Raw genomic sequence first — 23,940 nt, forward strand, 5'->3', positions numbered from 1 at the left:
AATAAAAAAGCCTTCCGCGCCTTACAAACACAAAGATTGTGTTGTAAGGGGCGAAAGGCTGAATAAACATTGGTTCGCGGTACCACCCTTAATCACTGCTTGAAAGATTTCTAGCAGTCTTAGCAATATGCGTAACGTGCATGTGACGGATAAGCTTACTTTGGAGATGTTCGGCTTATCTATTCAGGAGTGGAACTATTATCGTAGAAATCGCTGATTTACACCAACCATCAGCTCTCTTTGGATTTTCTTGCGACTAGCATGTCTCCGTCGTTATATTTTCGTGTGATTAAATTTGTTAACATCATAATCCTTATTGTTCACCTTTGTCAACAATATTTCTAAAAAAGATTAAAAATCTTGACTTTGAAAGTCTGGAAAGGGACTGAAGGCGAACGTTATATTGTTTTTATTTAATTATCGTTCGTCTTTTTAGAAAGGGCAATGAAAGCGCTACCGATAGATGCTAAGTCTGATTACATGGGCATTTAACAAATATTTGAGGTCGAAAATTATACGGAAATATATTGGTGTTAAATGAATTATGTGAGATAGAAACTTTCTTTGTTTAGTGGAAGAAAGCGAACGTTTTTTCTTGTCACATTTTTGTCAAATTTATAATGTGTAGAAGGTAAACGGTCCTTTAGAGAAGAATGTAAGTAATGAAAGATTGATTTTTAGGGGGTATTGAATGATGTATGATGTAGCAATTGTCGGTGCAGGACTGGCGGGATTAGTAGCTGCCTGTGAGTTAGCAGATGCAAAGAAAAAAATTGTTTTAGTAGATCAAGAACCTGAAAATTCAATGGGAGGACAGGCATTCTGGTCCTTTGGCGGTATATTTTTAGTAAACTCACCCGAGCAAAGAAGGCTTGGTATTAAGGATAGTAAAGAGCTTGCATGGCAAGATTGGCAAGGAACGGCTGGCTTTGATCGCTTGGAGGATGAAGATTCGTGGGCGTATAAATGGGCCAAAGCTTATGTTGAATTTACAGCTGGTGAAAAATATAGTTGGTTAAAGTCTATAGGTATTAAGTTTTTCCCTGTCGTCGGTTGGGCAGAACGTGGTGGATCATTAGCAGGCGGCCACGGAAATTCGGTTCCTAGATTTCATATTGTTTGGGGAACTGGACCAGGCATTGTAAAGCCTTTTGCTGAAAAAGTGAAAAAGGCCATAAAAGATGGATATATAGATTTTAAACCAAGACATCGTGTTGATGAGTTTATTCAACAAGATGGAAGGATTACAGGGATTAGTGGAACAGTGTTGGCTGAAAGCTATGCAATTCGCGGTGAAAAAAGCTCTAGGCTAGGTATTGGCGAATTTTCTTATGAAGCAGGAGCGGTTATTGTGGCGAGCGGTGGGATAGGGGCAAATTTTGATTTAATCAGAAAAAATTGGCCTGCTCGACTAGGTACACCACCGAAAAATATGGTAAGTGGTGTACCTGCTTATGTAGATGGCAGAATGTTAGAAATTACTGAGCATGCGGGGGGACGTATCGTTAATCGAGACCGCATGTGGCATTATACAGAAGGCTTGAAAAATTGGGACCCTATTTGGCCAAATCACGGCATTCGAATTTTGCCTGGCCCTTCTTCATTATGGTTTGATGCAGAAGGCAATCGATTTGGAGCACCAAATTTTCCAGGTTTTGATACGTTAAGCACATTAGAGGCAATTCAAAAAACAGGTTATGATTACTCATGGTTTATTTTAACTGAAAAAATTATTGAAAAAGAATTTGCATTATCAGGCTCTGAACAAAATCCTGATTTAACAAATAAAAATATTAGTGATGTTCTGAAACGTGTTTTGCCAGGAGCACCGGGTCCAATTCAGGCATTTAAAAATCATGGTGAGGATTTTGTGATTGCTAACGATTTAAAGGATTTAGTTGCAGGGATGAACAAGCTGGCTGGTAATGATCTTCTTGATTTTATCAAAATAAAAGAGCAAATTTTAGCGAGGGATCGTGAAATGGACAATAAATTTACAAAAGACTTACAGGTTAATGCTATTCATGGCGCAAGAAACTATGTTGGTGATAAATTTGTGCGCGTTGCGAAGCCTCATAAAATATTAGATCCCCGAAATTGGCCCCTTATTGCGGTACGTTTAAATATTTTAACGCGGAAAACATTAGGAGGCTTACAGACAAATTTGAATGGTGCAGTGTTAGGAATAAATAATCAGCCTGTACCGGGTTTATTTGCAGCTGGGGAGGTTAGTGGTTTTGGCGGTGGCGGTGTACATGGTTACCGTGCTTTAGAAGGGACATTTGTTGGTGGTTGTCTATTTAGTGGCCGACAAGTAGGGCGTTACTTAGCTAAAGAGAAGTGATTAGGTACCATGTGAATTCGCTCGGGTACTAAAAATATTTGCTCAAGTAAATGCGTAATCGCTACCCTTTACAGACAAGGTAGACGGATAAAAAATATGAAAGAGCATCACCACAAATGGATGATGCTCTTTTTTCTTATAAAGAGGAATTTTGAACTTCAGCGATTTTAATTATTTGTTCCTCAATTTGCTCTTTTGTCCAACCATTCTCTTCAACGAAGAAGTTGCGTTTTGCGCGGCGACATTCATCTGAACAGCTACGCATATAGAAGGCTTCATGCTTTTCCTCGCACAACATTAATTTATGGCATTCGGGATTTGCGCAGTTTGTATAACGTTCTGTCGGTTCACCAGTGAAGAAATCCTTGCCGACAATAACATGCTCAACCTGATTAATCGGTACACTACGACGTCGATCAAAGACAAACATTTGCCCATCCCATAATTGACCTTTTACCTCAGGGTCTTTAGCATACGTGGCAATTCCACCATGTAACTGACCTACACTTTCTCCATAGCCTTCACGTTTTAACCAACCAGAGAATTTTTCACAGCGAATACCACCCGTGCAGTAAGTTAAAATTTTCTTATTAGCAAAATCTTCTTTATGAGCTTCCATCCAAGCTGGTAAATCGCGGAAGTTTTCAATATCTGGACGCACAGCACCACGGAAATGTCCGAGGTCATATTCATAATCATTACGCGCATCAATAACTACTGTATTATCCTCCTGCATACGCTCCATAAATTCCTTTGGTGATAAATAATCCCCTGTTATTTCTAAAGGATTAATATCATCTTTTAAACCAAGGTGTACAATCTCTCGACGAGGGCGCACATGCATCTTTTTAAAGGTATGCCCTTCAGCTTCATCAATTTTCCACATAATATCACTAAAACGAGGATCTGCCTTCATATGATTCATATATGCTTCAGTTTGCTCGACTGTACCTGAAACCGTCCCGTTAATACCCTCATATCCAACTAAAATACGGCCAAGAAGCCCGATTTCTTGACAAACTGCTAAATGTTCCTCTGCGAATGCTGCAGGGTCTTCAATAGCTATATATTTATAATAAAGTAATACACGATAGTCTTTCTGTGTCACAACTATTAACCACCTTTAAATCAATATTCGTCCGTGAACTACCCACCACTTAAAACCTAACAGTTTTGAAGTGGGGGCTTCTCGACTCATCGCTGCTTTTAGTAGCCAACGAAAACTGACCGAGCTATCCCTCTTGTTCCAAAAGTTCTTTTGTTATACTAACGCAATAGGCGCAATCCTTCTTGTTTCATGTTGAAGGCGGCATTCCAGTCTCTGTCTGCTACAAACCCACAATCACAAGAGAAAGAGACTCCATTACTTGACCACACAGCTTATTTTCTAATAAAAGTATTCATGGATTTTGCGAGGATAAAACAACCCTTCATCTATCTAAAGCTGATTATATCATGTCATGTCAAAAAAAAGAGACTTCTTTAGTCTACACCTAACCGAAATTCATCTCCCGCTTTCACTAGTGCTGTCACCTCTCCACGTTTAGAAGTGGAAGACTTTTTTCAGAGGGAAGTTAAATATAGCATATCAAGTGCTATTTTGCGTAGGAGAGAAGGAGTTTTCTAAAAAAACACGAATAATAGATAGTGAATGACTATTCATATTTGGGGGTATTGGGATGGAATTTTCAACAATTACATTAGAAAAATTAGAGCGCCGTGCAACATTAACATTAAATCGACCACATGCCATGAACGCCATGGACGATGTGATGATGCGTGAACTAGCAGAATGCTTCGAAGCACTACAACAAGAACAAGAAATACAAATTCTTGTTATTCGTGGGGAAGGAAAGGTCTTTTCCGCAGGTGGCGATATTAAAGCGATGCTAGATCCAAATAAGCCACTTGATATTCATAATGCGATGGTTTATTTAACACGTATTGTCAAGGCATATTATCAGCTACCGATGATCGTCATTGCAGCAGTTCATGGGGCTTCAGCTGGATTAGGCTTTAGTCTAGCGTTAGGAGCTGACATAGTTGTGGCATGTGAAAATAGTAAGCTCGCTATGAATTTCATAGGTATAGGGCTCATCCCAGATGGTGGCGGTCATTTCTTTATGAAGGAACGTGTGGGTACTGTTAAAGCTAAACAAATGATTTGGGAAGGTAAGGTATTAACTGCATCGGAAGCGCATGATGAAGGGTTAATTGACTATGTTGCACCAGATGGGACTGTTTTTGCGATTACTGATCAACTAGTCGGAAAAATGCTTGCTTCTCCAATTGCATCGATGATTACGACTAAAAAAATTCTTCATGCTCAAAATTTACCGCAATTAGAGAGTGTTTTATCAATGGAAGCAGCGGGGCAAGCAGCGATGCGTAAAACGGCTGACCATTTAGAGGGAATCCATGCATTTGTAGAGAAAAGAGCACCTGCCTTTGTAGGAAAATAAATTTAACTACTTCTTTCAGTGGGCGTCCAATCACCCGCTCAAAAGAAAGTAAAAAGGCGCGTAGTAAGCTTTTCTACGCGCCTTTTAATAGCCATTTTTAGACATGAAATAAAATTAATTTACCTGAGGAGTTCACAAGGCGATGAGTTTTGTTGGCAACACCTTTTTCTTCGATTTGTTGTAGACCGTTGATTTTTGCAGCCTCATCGTTTTCGAATGTCCATGTTTCATCAAATAATGTTTCCCCAGTTTTTTCAAAAGCTGTAAAACGATAATTCTCCATACAAACCCCACCTTTTTACTTAATATATATCTATTATACATAGAAGAATTATAAACTTCACGGTAAAACTAGCGAAAATTTCGATAAATTATGAAATTTGTGGGAAATTTGAGGCAATACTATAAATGAACATTCTTTGAATACATTTCTCAACTAGCGTGAAGTATGATAAAATAGAACAAATATTCGGTTTCGACGTGATTCACGATATCTCATGATAAAAATGAGATAAATAGCAGTTGGTAAATTATTGAAGTATGGATACTAATGTCGTTCATCACCAAAAGTTGTGAATGACTTCAGGAAGCTTTGCTCTGTGCGAAAGCGAAGCGTCAGCACAAAGCGCCTAGTCAGAACGGCAATCAACCACACGTTTTGGTGATGATCCTCTAATGTACTGAAGTATTTACTGCATTGCGAGTGATGAAAGAATGACGAGAAGATATAGATTATTTATTACTTGAGGTGATTGGATGTCAGCTATTCGTTTTTTTCATATGGCGGATTTACATTTAGATAGTCCATTTAAGGGCTTATTTGGTTTACCAGAGCAAAACTTCAAAAAGATTCGAACGAGTACATTTGAAGCTTTTGATAAAATTATTCAAAAAGCTATTCAGGAAAAACCTGATTTTTTACTGATTGTCGGTGATATATATGATGGTGAAAATCGTAGCTTGCAGGCACAAAGAAGATTTCAAGAGGCAATGGAAAGACTCTTTCAGCATAATATCCCGGTCATTTTAAGCTATGGTAATCACGATCACTTAAATGGTGCATGGACCCGCTTTGCTTTACCGAGCAACGTTTATGAATTACCAGCTGAAACAAGTGTTGTGCAATTAAAAATACGTGGTCAGCAAGTTAATATTTATGGCTTCAGCTATAGTGACCGTCATATAACGAAATCAATGATTGACAGTTATCCTATTGCACAGGACGAGCATGCGATTCATATTGGTATGCTTCATGGTAGTGAAGCTAGTGATACTTCACATGCTGTTTATGCACCGTTCACAAAAGATCAACTTCTTGAAAAAAACTATCATTATTGGGCTTTAGGGCATATTCATAAACGACAACTTTTACATCAAAATCCACCGATTGTTTATCCAGGCAATATTCAAAGCCGACATCGGAAAGAGCAGGGGATAAAAGGGTTCTATGACGTAACCTTGTCACAAACCTCTACTGATTTGGAATTTGTACCTACATCTGCTGTTGTTTATAACACGGTAGAGATTGATTGTACGAATGTGTTTCATGCAAATGAACTCCTTAAAAAATGTGAAGAAGCACTGATGTTTAATCGTCAAGAATATGGGGCATCTGTTGTTGAACTGCATTTGAAAAATATAGATGAACAATCACAATCTTTATTTGAGCATGCTACAGTTGATGCATGGCTAGAAACAATTCGAGAAGCTGAGGATGGGATTGAACCGATGTGCTGGGTACAAAAGCTTGTGTTACATCAATCATCCGTATTGTATGAGCATACTGCTGCGACTGAATCGGTGATGAATCTAATGGAGCAATGGGACATTTCTGAATGGAAGGATATTTTAAAGGAATTATACCAACATGCGGGTGGTGCAAGACTGATCGAGCCTTTAACAGAACAGGACATTAAAAATTTAATGCACAACGCGCAAGAATTATTAGCAGAAGAAATTCAAAGGGTGTGAATAACATGCTAACGATACAAAAAATCCATATATATGGCTTTGGTAAGCATGAAAACATCACCATTACTTTACACGAAGGTGTTACCATTTTTTATGGTATGAATGAGGCGGGTAAAACTACCATTCAACAGTTTATTTTACAAATGCTTTTCGGATTTCCGACGAAGCAGCAGACACAACGTAAATATGAGCCGAAAGTATCGACTAAATACGGTGGTCAGCTTACAATTGGGCATCCAACGTATGGGCAATGCACGATAGAACGCATTAAAGGAAAGGCGGCTGGGGACGTCACAGTTTACCTAGAAGACGGAACAATTGGGCATGAGGAACTTTTAGCAAAACTATTATATGGTTATTCAAAGGCCTCCTTTGAGTCTATATTCTCCTTTTCATTACATGAACTACAGGGCATTGAAAAAATGTCAGAAGACGAGCTCACGCAATTGTTGCTTGCCTCTGGGACAACAGGGATTCAACAGCTATCGTCTTTAGAAAAGAAGATGGATAAAGATGCTGGTGAGCTTTTTAAAAAAACAGGCAAGGTGCCACTTATTAATCAAAAATTGGAGCATGTGAAAAAGCTAGAACGCACAATTAAACAAGAACAAAGTAATATTCAGACCTTTGAGGATAAATTATTACAATTACAACAGCTCGATCAAAGGCTAGAAGAGTTATATAGTCAGCAAAAAACACAGCAGCAAAATTGGCAGCAGCTCACAATTCTTCAGCAGGCTATGCCGCTTTTAAAACAGCAAAAAGCTTTAGAGCAGACGAGAAAAAGCTATGAACATGTGCAGTTTCCGCCGGAGGGGATCCGGCGTTATGAGCAATTAAAGGATCGGCTTTTGCATGAAACACTACAATTGCAGCAGCTGAACGAGCAGTATCAGGAACTACAAAAAAAGCTTCAACTAACGGTCGACGTGCAGGCTATTACTGAAATGTCTAGACTTTTAAATAGGGAAGCAGCATGGAATCAGTTAGTTGTTAAGGAACAGAACTTAATGGATGAGCTGTATTTAATTGAGCAAGAAATAGAAGCACAGTTTCGTTTGTTAGGTGTTCAGGAAAAAACGGCGCAGGATATTTTGCTCGAGGAAACAGTGTCTTTACAGCAAGAAGAACAGTTTCAACAACAGTTAAGCCTATTAGAAGAAGTAGAAGAAGAGCTGAAATTTCATTTGCGTTCGTTGGAGCAACTACATGCAGAATTAGATACAATTGCTCAACTAAAACAACAGCTTCAACAGGAGTCATTATCAACAGAGGAAGAACATATTTTAGCACAGTGGCCTCAACGTAAGCGAAAGCTTGAACAATTGCGCTATGGAAGGTCGCAACGCTCAAAACAACAACAACCAAGTGTTGTTATATTTATTGTGTTAGCTATAAGTATGCTTTCGTTTATTTATGGTGTTATGGAAAAGAATATGACTGTCGTCGTTGTAGGAGCGGTTATGTCGCTGATTATTATTTTATATTTGAAATTTGCTAGACAAGCACAAGAAGCGCCGAGTAAACAACAATATCGGCAAATACGTGAGTTAGAGCAGGAGGAAAAGGTTGCTCAAGCCATCCTGCTGAAAAAACAAAAACTTGAAGATCGCTTGTTACATGTAAATGAGCAACAGCAAGAAAAAGAAGGTCAATATGTGAAACTTGAATATAAAATTCAGCGGGCTGAGCAGGTGAGTGAAGAGGCCACTCAGTCGCTTCAACATTTTTTAAGGCGCTATCGGATAGAGGGGAATATACCGAAAACATTATTACCAGAGCTGTTTATGCGCATTCGCGGTGCTCAAGAGTTAGCAGCAAAAAAGAGGAGTACATTTACTCTTCTACAAACGGTACAAGCGGAGAAAATCGAGTTCCTAGAACAAGCGCAGCGAGTCTTACAAGCAGAGTATAGTGAGCAAGAAATCTTTATGCATTTACGTAATACATTCCTTACTTTACAGCAGGAGCAACAGATATCTCAACAAGCACAAGAGCAGCTAACTAGCCTTCAGACCAAAATTCAAGGAGTTCAATCACATATAGACAGCTATGAGTCTGAAATTACTCAGTTATATAATGCTGCAAATGTTCAAACAGAGAAGGCTTATTATGAAACTCATGAACAATTTGAGCAACAACAAAAAATAACAACAGAACTTCAAGCCATTCAGAGTCAGCTAGCCTCGCTAAATGTAGACAACGAACAGTCATTAATAGACGATAAACAGCTTAAAGAAAAACTACTTGCTTTAGAAGAAGAGCGTGGCGCAATGCAGGCAGCTATAGATCATTGCCTAGAACAACGCGCGACACTACAAATCCAAAAGGACAATCTTCTAAATGACGAGAAATATGGTCAATTACTTCAACAATTTGAAGAGGAGAAATCAGTGCTGCAACAGCTTATTGGGCAATGGGCTACAAAAAAGGTATTGGCTACTGCGATTCATGAAACACTGTTCCGCCTAAGAGAAGAAAAACTACCCTATGTTTTGATAGAGGTTAATGCAATATTTAATTTGTTAACAGGTGGACGTTACGAGAAGCTTTTCATTAATGATGAAGGCTATTTTGTTACACAGGATGTTTCTGGAGTACGTTATCAAATGGCAGAATTATCACAGGCTACGAAGGAGCAAGCTTATATTTCGTTGCGCATGGCACTAGCAAAAACATTGACAACTTCTGCTCCATTTCCATTTATTATGGACGATCCTTTTGTCCATTTTGATCGAAACCGTACAGACAAAATGGTACAATTAATGAAAGAAGTAGGATATGAACGTCAAATTTTATATTTTACTTGCCATGACGGGATGCTTGAGCATTGGCAGAAAGACCAAATAGTCAATGTTGGAGCACTAGCAAATGAAAGGGGAGTGGCGTCAACATGAAGGGTATTACGACGCTCCAGGTTGGAGAATCAGTTGATCAATTTTTATTAATTAAACAGGCGACAAAAGGAGTTACCACAGTTGGGAAGCCATTTATGTCACTGTTATTACAAGATAAAAGTGGAGATATTGAGGCAAAGCTGTGGGATACAAATGATGATCATGAAAAAATGTATCACGCTGAGGCAATTGTCCGTGTAGGTGGGGAAATTCATGACTACCGTGGCAAAAACCAATTGCGTATAAAATCAATCCGTGTAGCCAAACCGGAGGAGGGAATTGCTATTAATGATTTAGTTCCTTCCTCAGCAACTCCAAAAGAAGAATTATATGAAGAATTGACGCAATTTTTCTTTGATATTAAAAATCCAAATATTTCTCGAATTACACGTGCAGCTATTAAAAAACATCAGGATGCTATTTTAGTATATCCAGCTGCAACGAAAAATCATCATGATTATGCATCTGGTCTTTTGGATCATATGGTGTCCATGTTAAGACTAGGAAAAGCAATTGCTGATTTATATCCTACATTAAATCGAGATCTGTTATATGCAGGAATTATTCTGCATGATATCGGTAAGGTTGTTGAGCTATCAGGGCCAGTTGCAACAATGTATACTGTTGAAGGGAATTTACTTGGTCATATTACCATTATGGTCAATGAAATTGCAAAGATTGCTAGTGAACTAGAGATCGAGGGTGAGGAAGTTATGCTATTGCAACATATGGTGCTATCTCACCACGGTAAAGAAGAATGGGGCAGCCCGAAAAAACCGATGATTCAAGAAGCGGAAATCTTACATTATATTGATAATATTGATGCAAAGATGAACATGCTAGCGCGAGCATTAGGCAAAACAGCACCGGGAGAATTTACTGAACGATTATTTCCGCTTGATAATCGATCGTTTTATAAGCCGTCTATTAAATAAATGTAGATTTGTGGTTTCATAGGGGATGCTTTGTCTATAAGTTGATTGGATTCGAGCTGGGGATAGGTCATAGATGAGTTCCTTAGTAAAGGAACGAAGGCTAAAACATCTAACACCTTTGTAAAAAAAGGAAAGAGGATTCATTTTGAGTAATCTTTATTCAAAATGAGTATGTCTTTTCAAGATACTTTTTGTATATAAAAAGGGTTACGCCTGTATAAGCGTAACCCTTTTTCATATAGTAAAATAACAGATTACTTTTTGTCAGTATCTTTTTTACTTTCTTTTTCAGCGTTTTCTTGCGCTTTTTTAACAGCTTCTTCTTGCGCTTTAGCTTGCTCTTCACTTGTTGTTGTAAGAGCCTTGATAGCAGGTTCTAATTCTTTATCAGAAGTTTTCAAATCAGCATCTTTTGCCATTTTTGCAAGGATATCTTTAAGAACTTGTTGATCTTGACCTGTGTTCACTAATTTAGCTAGCATTTGTGAACGGATATTTGCTTCTTCGTCTTTGAATGAGCCAACACCTTTTACATCACGCTTGTCCGTAATTTCAATAACGTGGTAACCAAAACTTGTTTTAACTGGTTCACTTAAAGTTTTTAAAGGAAGGGCATAAGCAGCATCATTAAATTCCTCTACCATTGCACCAACAGAGAACCAACCAAGCTCTCCACCTTTGTCAGCAGAGCCAGTATCAGTTGAGTATTCTTTTGCTACATCTGCAAATTTTGCGCCGCCTTTAATTTTGGCAATTACTTCTTTAGCTGTTTTCTCATCTGCAACTAAAATATGACGACCATTTAACTCCGTTTTCATTTGTTCATAATGTTTTTTTACATCTTTTTCTGTAAAAGCTTTATCTTTTAAAGCCTTTTCTGAAAGAAGCTGAACACGTAAAGTCTCTTTAAAGCCTTCTTTCGTTAAGCCATATTGAACAAGAGCTTGGTCAAAGTCATCACCTAATTGTGAAGCAGTATTGTCGTATGCTTCTTTAAGTTCTTTGTCTGATACTTTATATTTATCAGATAGTAATTTTTCAGTCACCATTTGTTGTACTACATGAGCACCTGCTAAATTTTTTGCTGATTCATTAAAGTCAGCTCCTGAAATGTCACCTAATTTAGAAGTAACAACTGTTTTACTGTCCCCTCCGCTACAAGCTCCAAGCGCTAATACCGAGGCAGCTAATGTTAAAGATAAAACTGTCTTTTTCATAGTGGATATTCTCTCCTTACAATGGTTTCGTCCATTTTTTACTATAACATAAACGTTTTAAAAACAAAATGGTTCCCCCCTTGAGTATAGCCTATATTTCAAATTTTCAAGCGCATAGGATATAGAAAAGAAAGGGGGTGAAGTTATGAGCAGCGGAGGATATGGTGGCGGTGGCTACGGCTCAGGCTTTGCTTTATTAGTTGTGTTGTTTATTTTATTAATTATCGTTGGTGCAGCATTCCTATACTAATTAATAAAAATAACGAAAAGCTAAGGATGTAACGTCCTTAGCTTTTTTTACAATGTAAGGCATCCGCACCGCGTTTTAGGTGACGTCACAATATGATTAGTCAGACCGAGTTATCACATTAGTGGATGCCTTTTTCTTAGTCGGCTTTGTGCTTGCAAAAAGCTGATTCCTGATGCAATTTTGCCGAGGTATAATTTCTACTATACTGCATATAAAACTTCAATATAAAATGAGACAAGTAATATTGTAATAAGTATATTTATAGTTCGGAATACTTTTGGTTGCTTTTCTTCGGGAATTTCACGTCGCATGCACAGCGCATAAGTCATGCGGTTTATTTGAAATAAATAGAATACCGAGAATAGAACTACAATCATTAACAGCAAGTCTATTCCTCCCCTCTTTCAGTATTAATAGCATAACAAAAAACGTCAATAAAACACAAGTACAAGCAATTTAGTGAATAGTAGGTGGTACTAAAATTTCATAGCCCTTAGGCGTCTCCTCAATTTGGGAGTCTTTAGGCGAATTCGATAAATATTTCACATATAGAATATCAATGACACATAGACTACAATGGTAAGCTAAAAGTAATGTGCCGTAATGTGTATACGCAGGAAATAGCAGTGTACCTAATATAATGCTTGTATTTAAAACAATAAATGGTGTGAGTAAAGCTAAAATATAACGGTTTTTCGATAAAGGTTCACGGATACGCATGTGTAGAACAGGAATAACATAAAATTGGGTACGCACACGTAATTTTAAATGCTGACGCAAATCATACAATGCTAGAAAGTGTAAGCATTTGTGGATTGGATAGATTGCAAATACAGCAATGACAAAGAGCCAAAACAAACGATCTGTATAATGCTCATTATTAAATAAATTAAACGTTACATAGGAAAGAGAGAACACAGTTAAAAAAGCCAAGACAGCCATGATCATAATACGCGTTGTTCCGTAATGATGTTCAAGATTTAAAATTTTCCAACAGTGCATGATTAATCAACTCCGTAGTATGAATGGTCCTATCTAATGTAAATTGAATTATGCTAGAATGCAAGAAAAAGGAGGTATCTCAGAAAAATTTCTGAAGTACCTCTTTTAGCATCATTTATAGGCTTTAAAGGCCATTAAACTCAAATTACGAACAACCGAGCTTAAAAGCCTACTATTATCACTTTCATCCTTTTACAGTTGGACGTTCTTCTACCTTATCAAAGGACTCTCGGAAGTGCTGGAAGGAACGCTCAAAAATGTCGATGAAGTCCTCGCCGTATATATTACGAATCACAGCCATAACATCTAAAAATTCTGGGAAGCGACCATATAGGTCCTTTAAAGCTAATGAGCCTTCTAGCACAGAATGATACGTATTATGATAATTACTATTCATTTCAACAATAAGTTCTGTACCTGCTTCTGTTAACTCAACGTACGTATTACGCTTATCGTCATCTCGCTTTGAAAACTTAAGGAATCCACGTTCTTCTAATTTTTTAGAAAAATTAAATGCTGTGGAAACGTGCATAACCCCAAATTTTGCCACATCAGAAATTGAAGCCCCTTTTAAATGATACGAAATCCATAAAATATGATGTTCGTTAATATTTAAATCGTAGGGTTTAATCCATTGCTGCCAATCTTTCTCCACTGCTTTCCATAAGGCTTTTGATAATTGCGCAATTCTTTGACTATAAAGCATCGCTTCTTTTTGAGTGTATAATTCCTCTGACAAAGCCATCACCTACTGCTTTCTTTAACATTTTAAAAATATTATAGCAATAAAGGAAAAAAGTTTAAAGTTAGAAAAATTAAAAAATTGAAAAGTGGTTAAAAAATAACATTGTGCAGATTAAAATTAATAAAAATACAGTTTAATTATCAAGATATAAGGACTTTAGTCGCTAATTTTTTCTTGCGTTTTTTTCTTTTTTTCTGTAAATTGTGCAACGTTTTTCTCGATTTCGCTTATTGAATTCTGTAATGCTTCTATTTCTTGTTGTAAGTTATTTTTCGATGGCTCTATTTCTTCAGTAAATGTAGTAATAGTTCGTTTTAAATCATTTATTATTAGTGGTATATTATTTTTCATTTCATTTGTAAGTGAATTAACAGATTGTTTAACTGTGCCTGCTTGCTGTTTTACATCTAAAAGCTTGTCCTTTGTGTTTGCAGCGTTTGCGCGCAAATTAGCACGTAGCTGTTGTCCTGATTGAGGAGCTGAAAAAAGTACAGCGATTGTACCGCCGACAATCCCGGCTGCCAGTCCAAATAAAAATGGTTTTGCTTTCATTTTAAATACCTCATTTCTGTAATGATCATGTGTTACCTACTATTAAACCATGAAACGCATGAATACAAAAATAAAAAAGAAACTAAACGAGTGATTTTGACTCACAGTTTAGTTTCCTTGAAGATGAACGTCATTTTTATTAAATTGAAATAGCTGTTTGGAATTTAGAACGCTTCACTAATTTTGCAACGATAGGATATATAACTGCAAAAGCAATCACATTAAATACTACAGCAGGTAATACAACGCCTACAAACAGAACAGCGAATGTTGCACCAACGTTTGCATTGAATACAAAAAGTGCGACTGTTAAAAAGACAGTTCCAGATAAAATTGTTCCTAAACCAACTAAGCCAGCAGATACTGCAAAATTGCCTGCCAATTTTTTCAGCACCATGAAGGCAGCTAAAAAGACAAAGCCTGTTACTGCTTTATCGATAATATTTGGTACAAGGCCAGCTGGAAATGTAGTAAACAATCCTGAAAGTACTCCTGTTGCTATAGAAAGTAAGAACGTTTCTTTAATGGAAGGGAACAATAAAATGCCGATAAACATCATTGTTAGCATGAAATCAGGCTTCATACCATTTACCATACCTGGTGTGACCACGTAAAGGGTAGCACCAACACCAACTAAAAGGGCCATTAATACTAAATTTTTTGTATTCATTTCTAATCTCTCCTCGACTATGCTAATCTTTTTTTGTCTCCTAACGTGTCCTCATGACCGTTAGCGAAACTTATTTGTGATTGTACGCTATAAATTTCAAAAATGCAATAGACAATTCTGACAATTAGAGTTCGTTTACTGAAGGTTAGCTTTAATGCTTTCAGCAACTTCAGTTAATTGCTCTGGTGTATATTTTTGTGTTTGCCAAATTAAGCCCAAGCCTTCTTTTTCATCGTAACGCGGAATAAAATGTAAGTGATAGTGGAAAACAGTTTGTCCAGCTGCAGCACCATTATTATTAATTGTATTCAGTCCAATTGGATGAAAGGCAGCCTTAATAGCATTTGCAATTTTCGGTGCTACTGCATATAAATTACGAGCTACATCCTCAGGCATTTCGAATAGATCCTTACAGTGATGTTTTGGAATTAATAGTGTATGACCTTTTGCTACAGGCGAAATGTCAGTAAATGCATAGACATGCTCGTCTTCATAAATTTTTGTACTTGGAATAGATCCTTCAATGATTTTGCAAAATAGGCAATCGCTCATTTGAAAATTCCTCCTTATTTTATATGTAAGTACATTCTATCATACTCATAACTGTATCATTTGCTAATTTTTGATAAAATATAAACTAGAAGAGGAGTGAGGGCATGACGGTATTAGAGGTACAACATGTGACAGGTGGTTATACAAGAAAGCCTGTTATTAAAGATTTATCATTTACGATTGAAAAAGGAGAGCTTGTTGGCTTAATAGGGTTGAACGGCGCTGGTAAAAGTACAACGATTAAGCATATCATCGGAACAATGCTTCCAAAAGAAGGAGACATTCGTTTAAATGGTGTGACGTTAAAGGAAAATACGGACAAGTATCGTACAGCATTTTCTTATATTCCTGAAACACCTGTATTGTACGATGAGCTAACATTACGTGAACATTTAGCATTAACCGCAATGGCTTACGGTCTAGATGAAGCAACACTTGCAGCTCGTTCACAAATATTATTAAAAGAATTTCGAATGGAAAAGCGCCTTAATTGGTTCCCTTCGCATTTCTCAAAGGGCATGCGTCAAAAGGTTATGATTATGTGTGCCTTTTTAGTCAATCCAAGTCTTTACATTATTGATGAGCCTTTTGTAGGGCTCGATCCACTTGGTATTCAATCATTGCTTGATCAGATGGATGAAAAGAAAAAAGAGGGCGCTTCTATATTAATGTCCACGCATATTTTATCGACCGCTGAAAAGCATTGTGACCGCATCATTTTATTGCATGAAGGACGTGTGCGAGCACAAGGAACAATGGAGGATTTACGCAAGGCATTTGCGATGCCACATGCGACATTGGATGATTTATATATTGCAATGACAAAGGAGCGCGACCATGAAGAACTTGCGTGATGTATGGTCCTCTCGCTTCATGCACTATATAGGTGAAGTGCAAAAATATATGCGGTTTATTTTTACAGGGCATTTAGCGATTGTACTAGTATTTCTTATCGGAGCAGGGGGCTATCAATATAGTGAATGGCTGAAAGTTGTACAGGCTGATTTTCCAGCAGAGGTATTAATCGCAGTATTTGTAGGGATTTTACTAGCGTTTAGTCGTCCAACTTCACTTTTGAGAGAGCCAGACCAAGTGTATTTATTACCTTTAGAATCAAAAATGTCGCAGTATTTCAAAAAGGCGTTAGCGTGGACGTTTTGGTCACAGGTGTGGATTGTGGCAATTGTTTATATCGTTAGTATCCCTTTACTAAAGGCTGTTACTGAATTAACTACATTTGAAATTTGGTCAGTGTTCCTACTTATTATTATATTGAAGTATTTGAGCGTTCAGGGTGAATTTAGCTTTCGTTATAGTGAACGGGGTCAAATGATATGGGTGGACAGGCTAATTCGAGCTGTTATCTTTAGTGTGGCTGTGTACATGGGGCTTCATATGCAGCTTATTTTAGCAATTGTTGCTGCTGCAATTGGGTGTGTGTATATTGTAATATTTAGAAAAAAATGCACGGGTGAACCTGTCCCATACGAGCATTTCGTAAAGCTTGAACAAAATCGCATGATGAGCTTCTATCGTTTTGCTAATTATTTCACAGACGTTCCACATCTACGTGGTAGCATCCGTCGTCGAGGTTGGCTTGACTGGCTTTATAAATTTGTGCCATACAACAAGAATAATACTCAAAAGTACTTGGTGTTCCGTACATTCATCCGAACAGATGATCATTTTTATTTATGGTTCCGTTTAACAGTAATTTCAGCTGTTATTGCAGCCTTTGTAGATATCCCAGTCGTTTCATGGATTGTCGCAGGTGTATTGAGCTTTGCTACAACTATTCAATTAAAGCAGGCTTTATTATCAAGCGGTGAATTCCGCATGGACATGCTTTATCCTTTACCTGATGAAGCACGCAAAGTAGCAGTCAATCAAATTGTACGTCTTGCGATGATCTCTCAAGCAATTATAGTTGGTCTATGTAGTATTACACAGCCAATGTTTTATGTAACTTTTATTATCATACTCGTTGTGAGTGAATTAACTGCTAAGGTCTCAAAACCTTGATAACAAAAGCTCATATCTCCAATAACAGACTTGGAGATATGAGCTTTATTTTCTATTCTACTAATTGATAGTCTAGTGCCGCTGTTAATAATACCTTTGCAGCAACGAGCATACCTTTTTCATCTATATCGAATTTCGGATGATGATGTGGTGCATATTCAGTTGGTTTGGCTCCAGTAAAGAAGAAAGTACCTGGTTTTTCCTCTAAGTAGTAAGAAAAATCTTCAGCCCCCATACTTGCTTTTACTTCAATAACATCGCAAATATCCTGAGCGATCGTACGCACAAATAGTGTTTCTTTCTCATGATTTATAAGCGCAGGGTAGCCACGACGATAATCCAGTTCAATTGTACAATCATGCGCAATTTCTGTACCTTGGATAACCCGTTTAAACTCACGCTCCATCGTTTCACGAACATCTTTATTAAATGTTCGAATTGTACCATTTAAATAGGCTGTATCGGCAATAATATTGTCAGCATTAGATGCTACGAATGAACCAACTGATAAAACAGCCGATTCGATTGGATCAACTCGACGTGCCACAAGTTGTTGTAAATTCATAACAAGCTGAGAGCCAATAACAATCGCATCCTTTGTTTGGTCCGGATGAGCACCGTGACCGCCTTGACCTTGAATTTTCATTTCAAAACTATCAACAGCAGCCATCGTTGGACCGACGCGGTAGCCAATCATGCCTGTTGGATGATTAGAAGATAGATGTGTACCGAAAATAGCATCAACGCCATTCAAAGCTCCAGCCTGTACCATTCCGATTGCTCCGCCTGGATCAGCCTCTTCAGCATGCTGATGAATTAGTACATATTCTCCTGCTAATTCATCGCGCATTTCCCACAGTAGCTTACCGACGATAAGCAAAGTAGCTGTATGTCCATCATGCCCGCAAGCATGCATAACGCCAGCCACAGTTGATTTGTATGGAACGTCTTTTTCATCTTGTATAGGCAGTGCGTCAAAGTCTGCTCGTAAAGCAATTGTTTTGCCCGGCTTGCTTCCTTTAATCCGTGCAATTAATCCGTAGCCACTGACATTAGCTTCAACCGGTACGCCTAGATTTTTATAAAAATGAATAATATAATTAGCGGTTTCTTGCTCCTGGAAGCTCAGCTCTGGATGCATATGTAGATGACGACGAATTGCCACCATTTCATCAAAATGGGCATCAATCTTTTCAAGTAGACGTTGGTTCACGGTAAAACCTCCTTAAACAGATTATCCTAGATTTTTATTATTAACATAATAGTTTCACAAACTGGATAAACAGCGGTTGAGCACCTCTTATAAAAGATATTCTAAGTAAGAGTAAGGAATTCCCCGTTCTGAAGAATGCCTCCGGAAGTGCAGCGAATACCGCGCACACCCGGAGGATATCCACAGAAGTGCAGAGAATCGAAGTGGAATACTCGAAGAGCAGCAAACCCCGGTGAATACCCTGGAAGAACAATGAATACCCGCGCACTCGGGATACCTGCGGAAAGCAGTGAATCCTGCATGCTTCAACTAATCCTCATTTTCTTCTTTTGGAGCAGCGCTATAGGTTGTGACATATGAAGCTGCTGAGAAAATATTTTGCTGATTCACACCTGTTGGTTCTTTACGTTCAGCATGTGCGGATGCAAAGGCTTTTGAGCTTTTCCATGCTTCAAACGAATGTGGGCCGTTCCATTGTGTCATGACAATGTATGTTTCACTATTTAATGGACGAAGTAGTCGAAATGCTACAAAGCCTGGCTCATCTTCTATAGCGCCTGCTCGATTTAAAAAGCGATGTTCAAAAACTGGTCGACCCTCATCTGTAACGGGAATATTGTTCAATACAAAAAAGCCGCGATCTTCTAAATCATTTACTGAATCTAACACTTCGAATTTGCGTGGTGTAGCAAAGACAGATTTTCTTTCAGTTTCGTGTATAAGCACAGAGTTTCCTTCTCCGTGTATTAAAATCATTGCCTCATTTGGATATTTATTCTTTAACTGTTCTAAAAAATCACCTGTACCAGAAGTTAAATAAATATACATAAAATTGACCTCCTTATGAATTTTCTTACTATAGCGTGATTATCTCCATTTAAGTGGAAGTCTAAAGCTTTGTCAAAAAAGAAATCCCTTAGAAAGAACAATTTTATGACATTTCACTATGAAAACTATACAATAACAGAGGAAGCGTTTACTATTGAAAACGGATATCAATAATAATGAAATAAACAAGAGAATTTTACGATATGAATTTATTGAGGGGAAGGAACTATTCATGACAACTTTTAATGATGCTCTTCTACGTGCTGCACGAGGAGAAAGAACTGAACATACACCAGTATGGTATATGCGACAAGCAGGACGCTCTCAACCAGAATATCGTGCGATTAAAGAAAAGTATTCTTTAGAGGAAATTACACTTCAACCTGAGCTTTGTGCATATGTAACACGATTACCAGTAGAAAATTACAATGTTGATGCGGCAATTTTATACAAAGATATAGTAACTCCACTCCCTGGTATTGGGGTAGATGTGAAAATCAAAGCAGGCGTAGGTCCTGTAATTTCAAATCCTATTCGCTCAATCGCTGATATAGAAAAACTAGGCGAATTCAATGCGAAAGAACATACACCATACGTTTTAGAAACAATAAAAATGTTAACAGCGGAACAATTGAATGTACCTCTAATCGGCTTTGCAGGTGCGCCATTTACTCTCGCAAGCTATATGATTGAAGGTGGTCCTTCAAGAAACTATAATAAAACAAAGTCATTTATGGTATCAGAGCCTCAAGCTTGGTTTGCTTTAATGGACAAGTTAGCTGACATGATTATTTCTGATATTTCTGCTCAAGTAGAAGCGGGAGCAAAAGCTATCCAAATATTTGACTCTTGGGTTGGTGCTTTAAATGTTGAAGATTATCGTGTCTTCATTAAACCGATTATGACACGTATTTTTGCTGAATTGAAAAAAGAAAATGTGCCACTTATTCAGTTTGGTGTCGGTGCAAGTCATTTAGCGAAAGAGTGGAATGATTTACCGGTTGATGTTGTTGGCTTAGATTGGCGTTTACCAATTAAAGAAGCACGTGCAAACGGAATTACTAAACCAGTACAAGGCAATTTAGATCCGTCGCTATTACTTGCTGATTGGTCAATTATTGAAAAACGCACGAAAGATATTATCGATCAAGGCTTAGAAATGCCAGGGCATATCTTTAACCTAGGTCATGGTGTATTCCCAGAGGTAGACCCAGAAGTGTTAAAACGTTTAACAGCTCTTATTCATGAGTATAGTGCTCAACAAATTCAAGCACGCTCTTAATATAGATGTGAACAGGATATTAACGCTCATATTTCTTTTTTATGAATGATATCTTGATTTCATCGTAGAAAGGGTGCTGTCCAACCTAATGAATTGGACAGCTTCTTTTTGTCACATTATGTCCGATTAAAGATAACTATTATTTTGAGGTGAAAAGGTTAATGAAAGAAGTTAAAGGCTTATTAGTTATGGCATACGGAACACCCTATAAAGAAGAAGACATTGAACCTTACTATACGCATATTCGCCACGGTCGCAAACCTTCAGAAGAGCATTTAGAAGATTTACGCAGTCGTTATGAAGCAATCGGTGGATTATCGCCACTTGCTGCTGCTACTCAAGCGCAGGCTGAGGCTTTATGTGCACGTTTAAATGAAGTACAAGATAAGGTGGAATACAAATTATTTATCGGATTAAAGCATATCCACCCATTCATTGAAGATGCTGTAGAAGGAATGGTAGCGGAAGGTATTAAAGAAGCGGTTTCTATCGTGTTAGCTCCTCACTTCTCAACGTTCTCTATTAAATCATATAATGGTCGTGCAACAGAAGCGGCTGGAGATCGATTAACCATTACTTCTGTAGAATCTTGGTATGATGAACCAAAGTTCATTGAGTATTGGAAAATGAAAGTAAATGAAACGTTTAATGCAATGTCAGAAGAAGAACGTGAAAAGGCATGTTTAATCGTGTCTGCACACTCACTTCCAGAGAAAATTAAAGAGCTAGGCGATCCATATGAAGATCAATTAATTGAGACGGCTCGATTAATTAAAGAAGCGACAGGTGTAAACAATGTAGAAGTTGGCTGGCAGTCAGCAGGGCAAACACCTGAGCCATGGATCGGTCCAGATGTTCAGGACTTAACGCGTGAACTTTACGAGCAAAAAGGATTCCATTCGTTCGTTTATACGCCAGTTGGCTTTGTAACAGAACATTTAGAAGTTTTATATGACAACGATTATGAGTGTAAAGTTGTTTGTGAAGAACTTGGCGCGAAATATTATCGTCCAGCAATGCCAAATACACACCCGTTATTTATTGATGGAATGGTTGATGCCATTCATAAAAAATTAAGCTAAGCGAAAAGAAAGTGATGATGTTGGTGACTCAAAAAAGACGAAAGGTAGTTGTTGTAGGCGGTGGTATTACTGGCCTCACAGCTGCGTTCTATTTGCAAAAAGAAGCAAGCGCAAAAGAATTGCCGTTAGATATCGTACTTGTCGAGTCGTCATTACGTCTTGGCGGAAAAATACAAACACTGAGAAAAGATGGCTTTATTATCGAGCGCGGTCCAGAATCTTTTTTTGATCGTGAGAATTATGTATATGCTTTGGCAAAGGATTTAGGCATTGAACAGGAAATGATTACAAGCAATACAGGTCCGACTTACGTTGCTGTCGGTAGTCAATTGTATCCAATCCCTAGCAATCTTTTGTCTGGAGCAACACCACATGTCTCGTCATTTATTACATCAGGTTTGTTTTCACTTAGCGGGAAAGTTCGTGCGGCGGGGGATTTTTTCATCCCTCGTTCTGCCCAGAACGAAGACCAACCATTAGGGCAATTTTTTAGAAGAAGATTCGGTGCTGAAATTGTAGAAAATTTAGTAGAGCCATTACTTGCTGGAACATTTGCTGGTGATATTGAGCAATTAAGTATGCGTTCTACATTCCCACAGCTCTATGGATTAGAGCAAAAATATCGTAGCCTACTGATTGGTATGAAAAAGTCTGGTTCGAATTTTTTAAGTAACAAACTCAATACGAAAGATAAGGGGATTTTTCAAACATTTAATAATGGTCTTGAGACACTTATCGAAAAACTTGAAGAATCACTACTTCCTGGGATAGTTATGAAGGGTGTTAAAGTTGAGGAAATTGAACATGGTAAGGATGGTACAGTCCAAGTTTTGTTAAACAATTTTACACAATTAAAAGCAGATGCTGTTATTATTGCTACACCATTTAATGTGGCAAGAAAAATGTTCAGTAAACACCAGTTATTAAATGAATTGAGTACGATGAAGGCAGCAACTATTGCTACTGTGACAATGGCATTTAAAAAAGATCAGTTAGGTGATCTAGATGCGTTATCATTTTTTGTCTCCCGAAATAGTGATTTTTCAATAACTTCTTGTACGTGGATTAACCGCAAGTGGCCTGGTACAACACCAGATGATTATGTACTGTTACGCAGTTATATTGGCCGAGTGGGCGATGAGGCAATTGTTGCGTTATCTGATACAGAAATTGAAAAGACTGTATTGCAGGATTTAATGAAAACAATTGGTGTAGATGGAGAGCCGTTAATGACTGTAGTTTCCCGCTGGAAAAATGCCATGCCACAATATACGGTAGGACATGAGGCGAAGGTTGAACGTTCAAAACAAGAGTTACGTGAACATTTTCCCGCTGTAAGGCTCTCAGGGAGCTCCTTCGAAGGAATATCAATACCTGAGTGCGTTGAGCAAGGTAAAAATGTTGCTGAAGAAATGTTGAAGGAAATGTTTGCGGATTTGTAAGAAATAAATGGTTATCAGTAAGTAGTACAAACTTGAAGATCAATGTTTGTACTACTTTTTTTATTTTGAAGTTTGATGGGGCAAAGTACGAATTGCACAAGTGAGATATCTCAAATTAAAAGCTGGGAAAGTAAGTTTCTACTTTCCCAGTAAAGATCTTAATGCTATGAAATTCGGTGACAAGACCATACAATACCGCCAGAGTTAGCTCCTCCAAGAGTAAGCCCTATTGTTAAACCGTTAGCATTGTAGAATAAATCAATGGTATCACCTGCATTTAAATCGACTTCTCCAGCCAATGTTACTGTCCCATTACCAAGGACAGCACGTAAAGTCAATACGGCAATAATATTTACATTTAATAAAGGGAATAGCCCGGTTATTAAATTCGTTGTAGCGTTTTGGCGAATAGCAAATGATGGATTGATGCCAGCCCCCAAACTTATGCTAATTGCTGCAGCAGTAGAGTAGTTG

At 37.8% G+C, this 23,940-nt stretch carries 22 protein-coding genes and 1 other annotated feature; of the genes, 11 read left to right on the plus strand and 11 right to left on the minus strand.

The genetic code is table 11. The features are described from left to right. Positions 1 to 43: 43 nt before the first annotated feature. Positions 44 to 283 (minus strand) — a binding site (T-box leader). A 408-nt stretch (positions 284 to 691) separates the two neighbouring features. Then, positions 692 to 2,344 (plus strand): FAD-binding dehydrogenase, encoded by a 1,653-nt coding sequence (locus ACIQ7N_RS05425; RefSeq protein ID WP_402930665.1) that lies wholly within the window; start codon positions 692 to 694, stop codon positions 2,342 to 2,344. Between the two features lie 136 nt (positions 2,345 to 2,480). On the opposite strand, the gene trhO is transcribed toward ACIQ7N_RS05425, so the two are convergent. Beyond that, entirely contained in the window at positions 2,481 to 3,452 is a 972-nt protein-coding gene (gene trhO / locus ACIQ7N_RS05430) for an oxygen-dependent tRNA uridine(34) hydroxylase TrhO (RefSeq protein ID WP_402930667.1), read from the minus strand. 571 nt (positions 3,453 to 4,023) lie between these two features. Between trhO and ACIQ7N_RS05440 the strand changes: the two genes are divergently transcribed. Further along, the gene (locus tag ACIQ7N_RS05440; RefSeq protein WP_402930671.1) at positions 4,024 to 4,806 is read left to right on the plus strand and encodes an enoyl-CoA hydratase; all 783 of its coding nucleotides are present in this window, start codon (positions 4,024 to 4,026) and stop codon (positions 4,804 to 4,806) included. 97 nt (positions 4,807 to 4,903) lie between these two features. Here ACIQ7N_RS05440 and ACIQ7N_RS05445 read toward each other — a convergent pair whose 3' ends face one another. After that, positions 4,904 to 5,089: a YhzD family protein gene (locus tag ACIQ7N_RS05445; RefSeq protein WP_132364027.1), complete on the minus strand. Its 186-nt coding sequence runs from the start codon at positions 5,087 to 5,089 to the stop codon at positions 4,904 to 4,906. A gap of 473 nt (positions 5,090 to 5,562) precedes the next feature. Between ACIQ7N_RS05445 and ACIQ7N_RS05450 the strand changes: the two genes are divergently transcribed. The 3 genes from ACIQ7N_RS05450 to yhaM are packed head-to-tail and all read left to right on the plus strand — an operon-like array spanning position 5,563 to position 10,609. After that, complete coding sequence (locus ACIQ7N_RS05450; protein WP_132364026.1) at positions 5,563 to 6,777, plus strand: metallophosphoesterase family protein; 1,215 nt, start codon at positions 5,563 to 5,565, stop codon at positions 6,775 to 6,777. A 5-nt stretch (positions 6,778 to 6,782) separates the two neighbouring features. Further along, positions 6,783 to 9,674: an ATP-binding protein gene (locus tag ACIQ7N_RS05455; protein ID WP_402930673.1), complete on the plus strand. Its 2,892-nt coding sequence runs from the start codon at positions 6,783 to 6,785 to the stop codon at positions 9,672 to 9,674. Continuing rightward, a complete protein-coding gene (gene yhaM / locus ACIQ7N_RS05460; RefSeq protein WP_370080911.1) occupies positions 9,671 to 10,609 on the plus strand; it encodes a 3'-5' exoribonuclease YhaM in 939 nt (312 codons plus the stop codon). The genes ACIQ7N_RS05455 and yhaM overlap by 4 nt, the downstream gene beginning before the upstream one ends. 254 nt (positions 10,610 to 10,863) lie before the next feature. Here the strand turns inward: yhaM and ACIQ7N_RS05465 are convergent, their stop codons facing one another. Continuing rightward, positions 10,864 to 11,826 (minus strand): peptidylprolyl isomerase, encoded by a 963-nt coding sequence (locus ACIQ7N_RS05465; protein WP_402930675.1) that lies wholly within the window; start codon positions 11,824 to 11,826, stop codon positions 10,864 to 10,866. A gap of 145 nt (positions 11,827 to 11,971) precedes the next feature. Between ACIQ7N_RS05465 and ACIQ7N_RS05470 the strand changes: the two genes are divergently transcribed. After that, the gene (locus ACIQ7N_RS05470; RefSeq protein WP_082337661.1) at positions 11,972 to 12,076 is read left to right on the plus strand and encodes a YjcZ family sporulation protein; all 105 of its coding nucleotides are present in this window, start codon (positions 11,972 to 11,974) and stop codon (positions 12,074 to 12,076) included. A 200-nt stretch (positions 12,077 to 12,276) separates the two neighbouring features. On the opposite strand, the gene ACIQ7N_RS05475 is transcribed toward ACIQ7N_RS05470, so the two are convergent. From ACIQ7N_RS05475 to ACIQ7N_RS05500, 6 genes are all read right to left on the minus strand, one after another. Then, on the minus strand, positions 12,277 to 12,462 hold the full coding sequence (locus ACIQ7N_RS05475) for a hypothetical protein (RefSeq protein WP_049668928.1): 186 nt from the start codon (positions 12,460 to 12,462) through the stop codon (positions 12,277 to 12,279). Positions 12,463 to 12,532: 70 nt separating this feature from the next. Next, entirely contained in the window at positions 12,533 to 13,078 is a 546-nt protein-coding gene (locus tag ACIQ7N_RS05480; protein WP_402930677.1) for a DUF3267 domain-containing protein, read from the minus strand. A gap of 184 nt (positions 13,079 to 13,262) precedes the next feature. Then, entirely contained in the window at positions 13,263 to 13,823 is a 561-nt protein-coding gene (locus tag ACIQ7N_RS05485; protein ID WP_132364123.1) for an HTH-type transcriptional regulator Hpr, read from the minus strand. Between the two features lie 156 nt (positions 13,824 to 13,979). Beyond that, positions 13,980 to 14,375, minus strand: a complete 396-nt coding sequence (locus ACIQ7N_RS05490) for a YtxH domain-containing protein (RefSeq protein ID WP_402930679.1) — start codon at positions 14,373 to 14,375, stop codon at positions 13,980 to 13,982. Between the two features lie 139 nt (positions 14,376 to 14,514). Further along, positions 14,515 to 15,045: a tryptophan transporter gene (locus tag ACIQ7N_RS05495; RefSeq protein ID WP_402930681.1), complete on the minus strand. Its 531-nt coding sequence runs from the start codon at positions 15,043 to 15,045 to the stop codon at positions 14,515 to 14,517. A gap of 135 nt (positions 15,046 to 15,180) precedes the next feature. Further along, positions 15,181 to 15,597, minus strand: a complete 417-nt coding sequence (locus tag ACIQ7N_RS05500; protein ID WP_132364016.1) for an HIT family protein — start codon at positions 15,595 to 15,597, stop codon at positions 15,181 to 15,183. A gap of 104 nt (positions 15,598 to 15,701) precedes the next feature. Between ACIQ7N_RS05500 and ACIQ7N_RS05505 the strand changes: the two genes are divergently transcribed. Then, on the plus strand, positions 15,702 to 16,451 hold the full coding sequence (locus tag ACIQ7N_RS05505; protein WP_274067453.1) for an ABC transporter ATP-binding protein: 750 nt from the start codon (positions 15,702 to 15,704) through the stop codon (positions 16,449 to 16,451). After that, positions 16,435 to 17,619 (plus strand): ABC transporter permease, encoded by a 1,185-nt coding sequence (locus tag ACIQ7N_RS05510; RefSeq protein WP_402930683.1) that lies wholly within the window; start codon positions 16,435 to 16,437, stop codon positions 17,617 to 17,619. The genes ACIQ7N_RS05505 and ACIQ7N_RS05510 overlap by 17 nt, the downstream gene beginning before the upstream one ends. Positions 17,620 to 17,671: 52 nt before the next feature. Here ACIQ7N_RS05510 and ACIQ7N_RS05515 read toward each other — a convergent pair whose 3' ends face one another. Together ACIQ7N_RS05515 and ACIQ7N_RS05520 are read right to left on the minus strand one after the other, a co-directional pair. Next, the gene (locus ACIQ7N_RS05515; protein ID WP_402930685.1) at positions 17,672 to 18,832 is read right to left on the minus strand and encodes an amidohydrolase; all 1,161 of its coding nucleotides are present in this window, start codon (positions 18,830 to 18,832) and stop codon (positions 17,672 to 17,674) included. Between the two features lie 309 nt (positions 18,833 to 19,141). Then, entirely contained in the window at positions 19,142 to 19,660 is a 519-nt protein-coding gene (locus tag ACIQ7N_RS05520) for an antibiotic biosynthesis monooxygenase family protein (RefSeq protein WP_402930687.1), read from the minus strand. 232 nt (positions 19,661 to 19,892) lie between these two features. Between ACIQ7N_RS05520 and hemE the strand changes: the two genes are divergently transcribed. From hemE to hemY, 3 genes are all read left to right on the plus strand, one after another. Then, positions 19,893 to 20,942: a uroporphyrinogen decarboxylase gene (hemE, locus tag ACIQ7N_RS05525; protein WP_402930689.1), complete on the plus strand. Its 1,050-nt coding sequence runs from the start codon at positions 19,893 to 19,895 to the stop codon at positions 20,940 to 20,942. A gap of 161 nt (positions 20,943 to 21,103) precedes the next feature. Next, entirely contained in the window at positions 21,104 to 22,024 is a 921-nt protein-coding gene (gene hemH / locus ACIQ7N_RS05530) for a ferrochelatase (RefSeq protein WP_402930691.1), read from the plus strand. Positions 22,025 to 22,038: 14 nt separating this feature from the next. Then, entirely contained in the window at positions 22,039 to 23,466 is a 1,428-nt protein-coding gene (gene hemY, locus ACIQ7N_RS05535) for a protoporphyrinogen oxidase (protein ID WP_132364121.1), read from the plus strand. The last annotated feature ends 474 nt before the right edge of the window (positions 23,467 to 23,940 follow it).

The organism is Lysinibacillus sp. NPDC095746 (assembly GCF_044763535.1).
GTDB lineage: Bacteria > Bacillota > Bacilli > Bacillales_A > Planococcaceae > Lysinibacillus.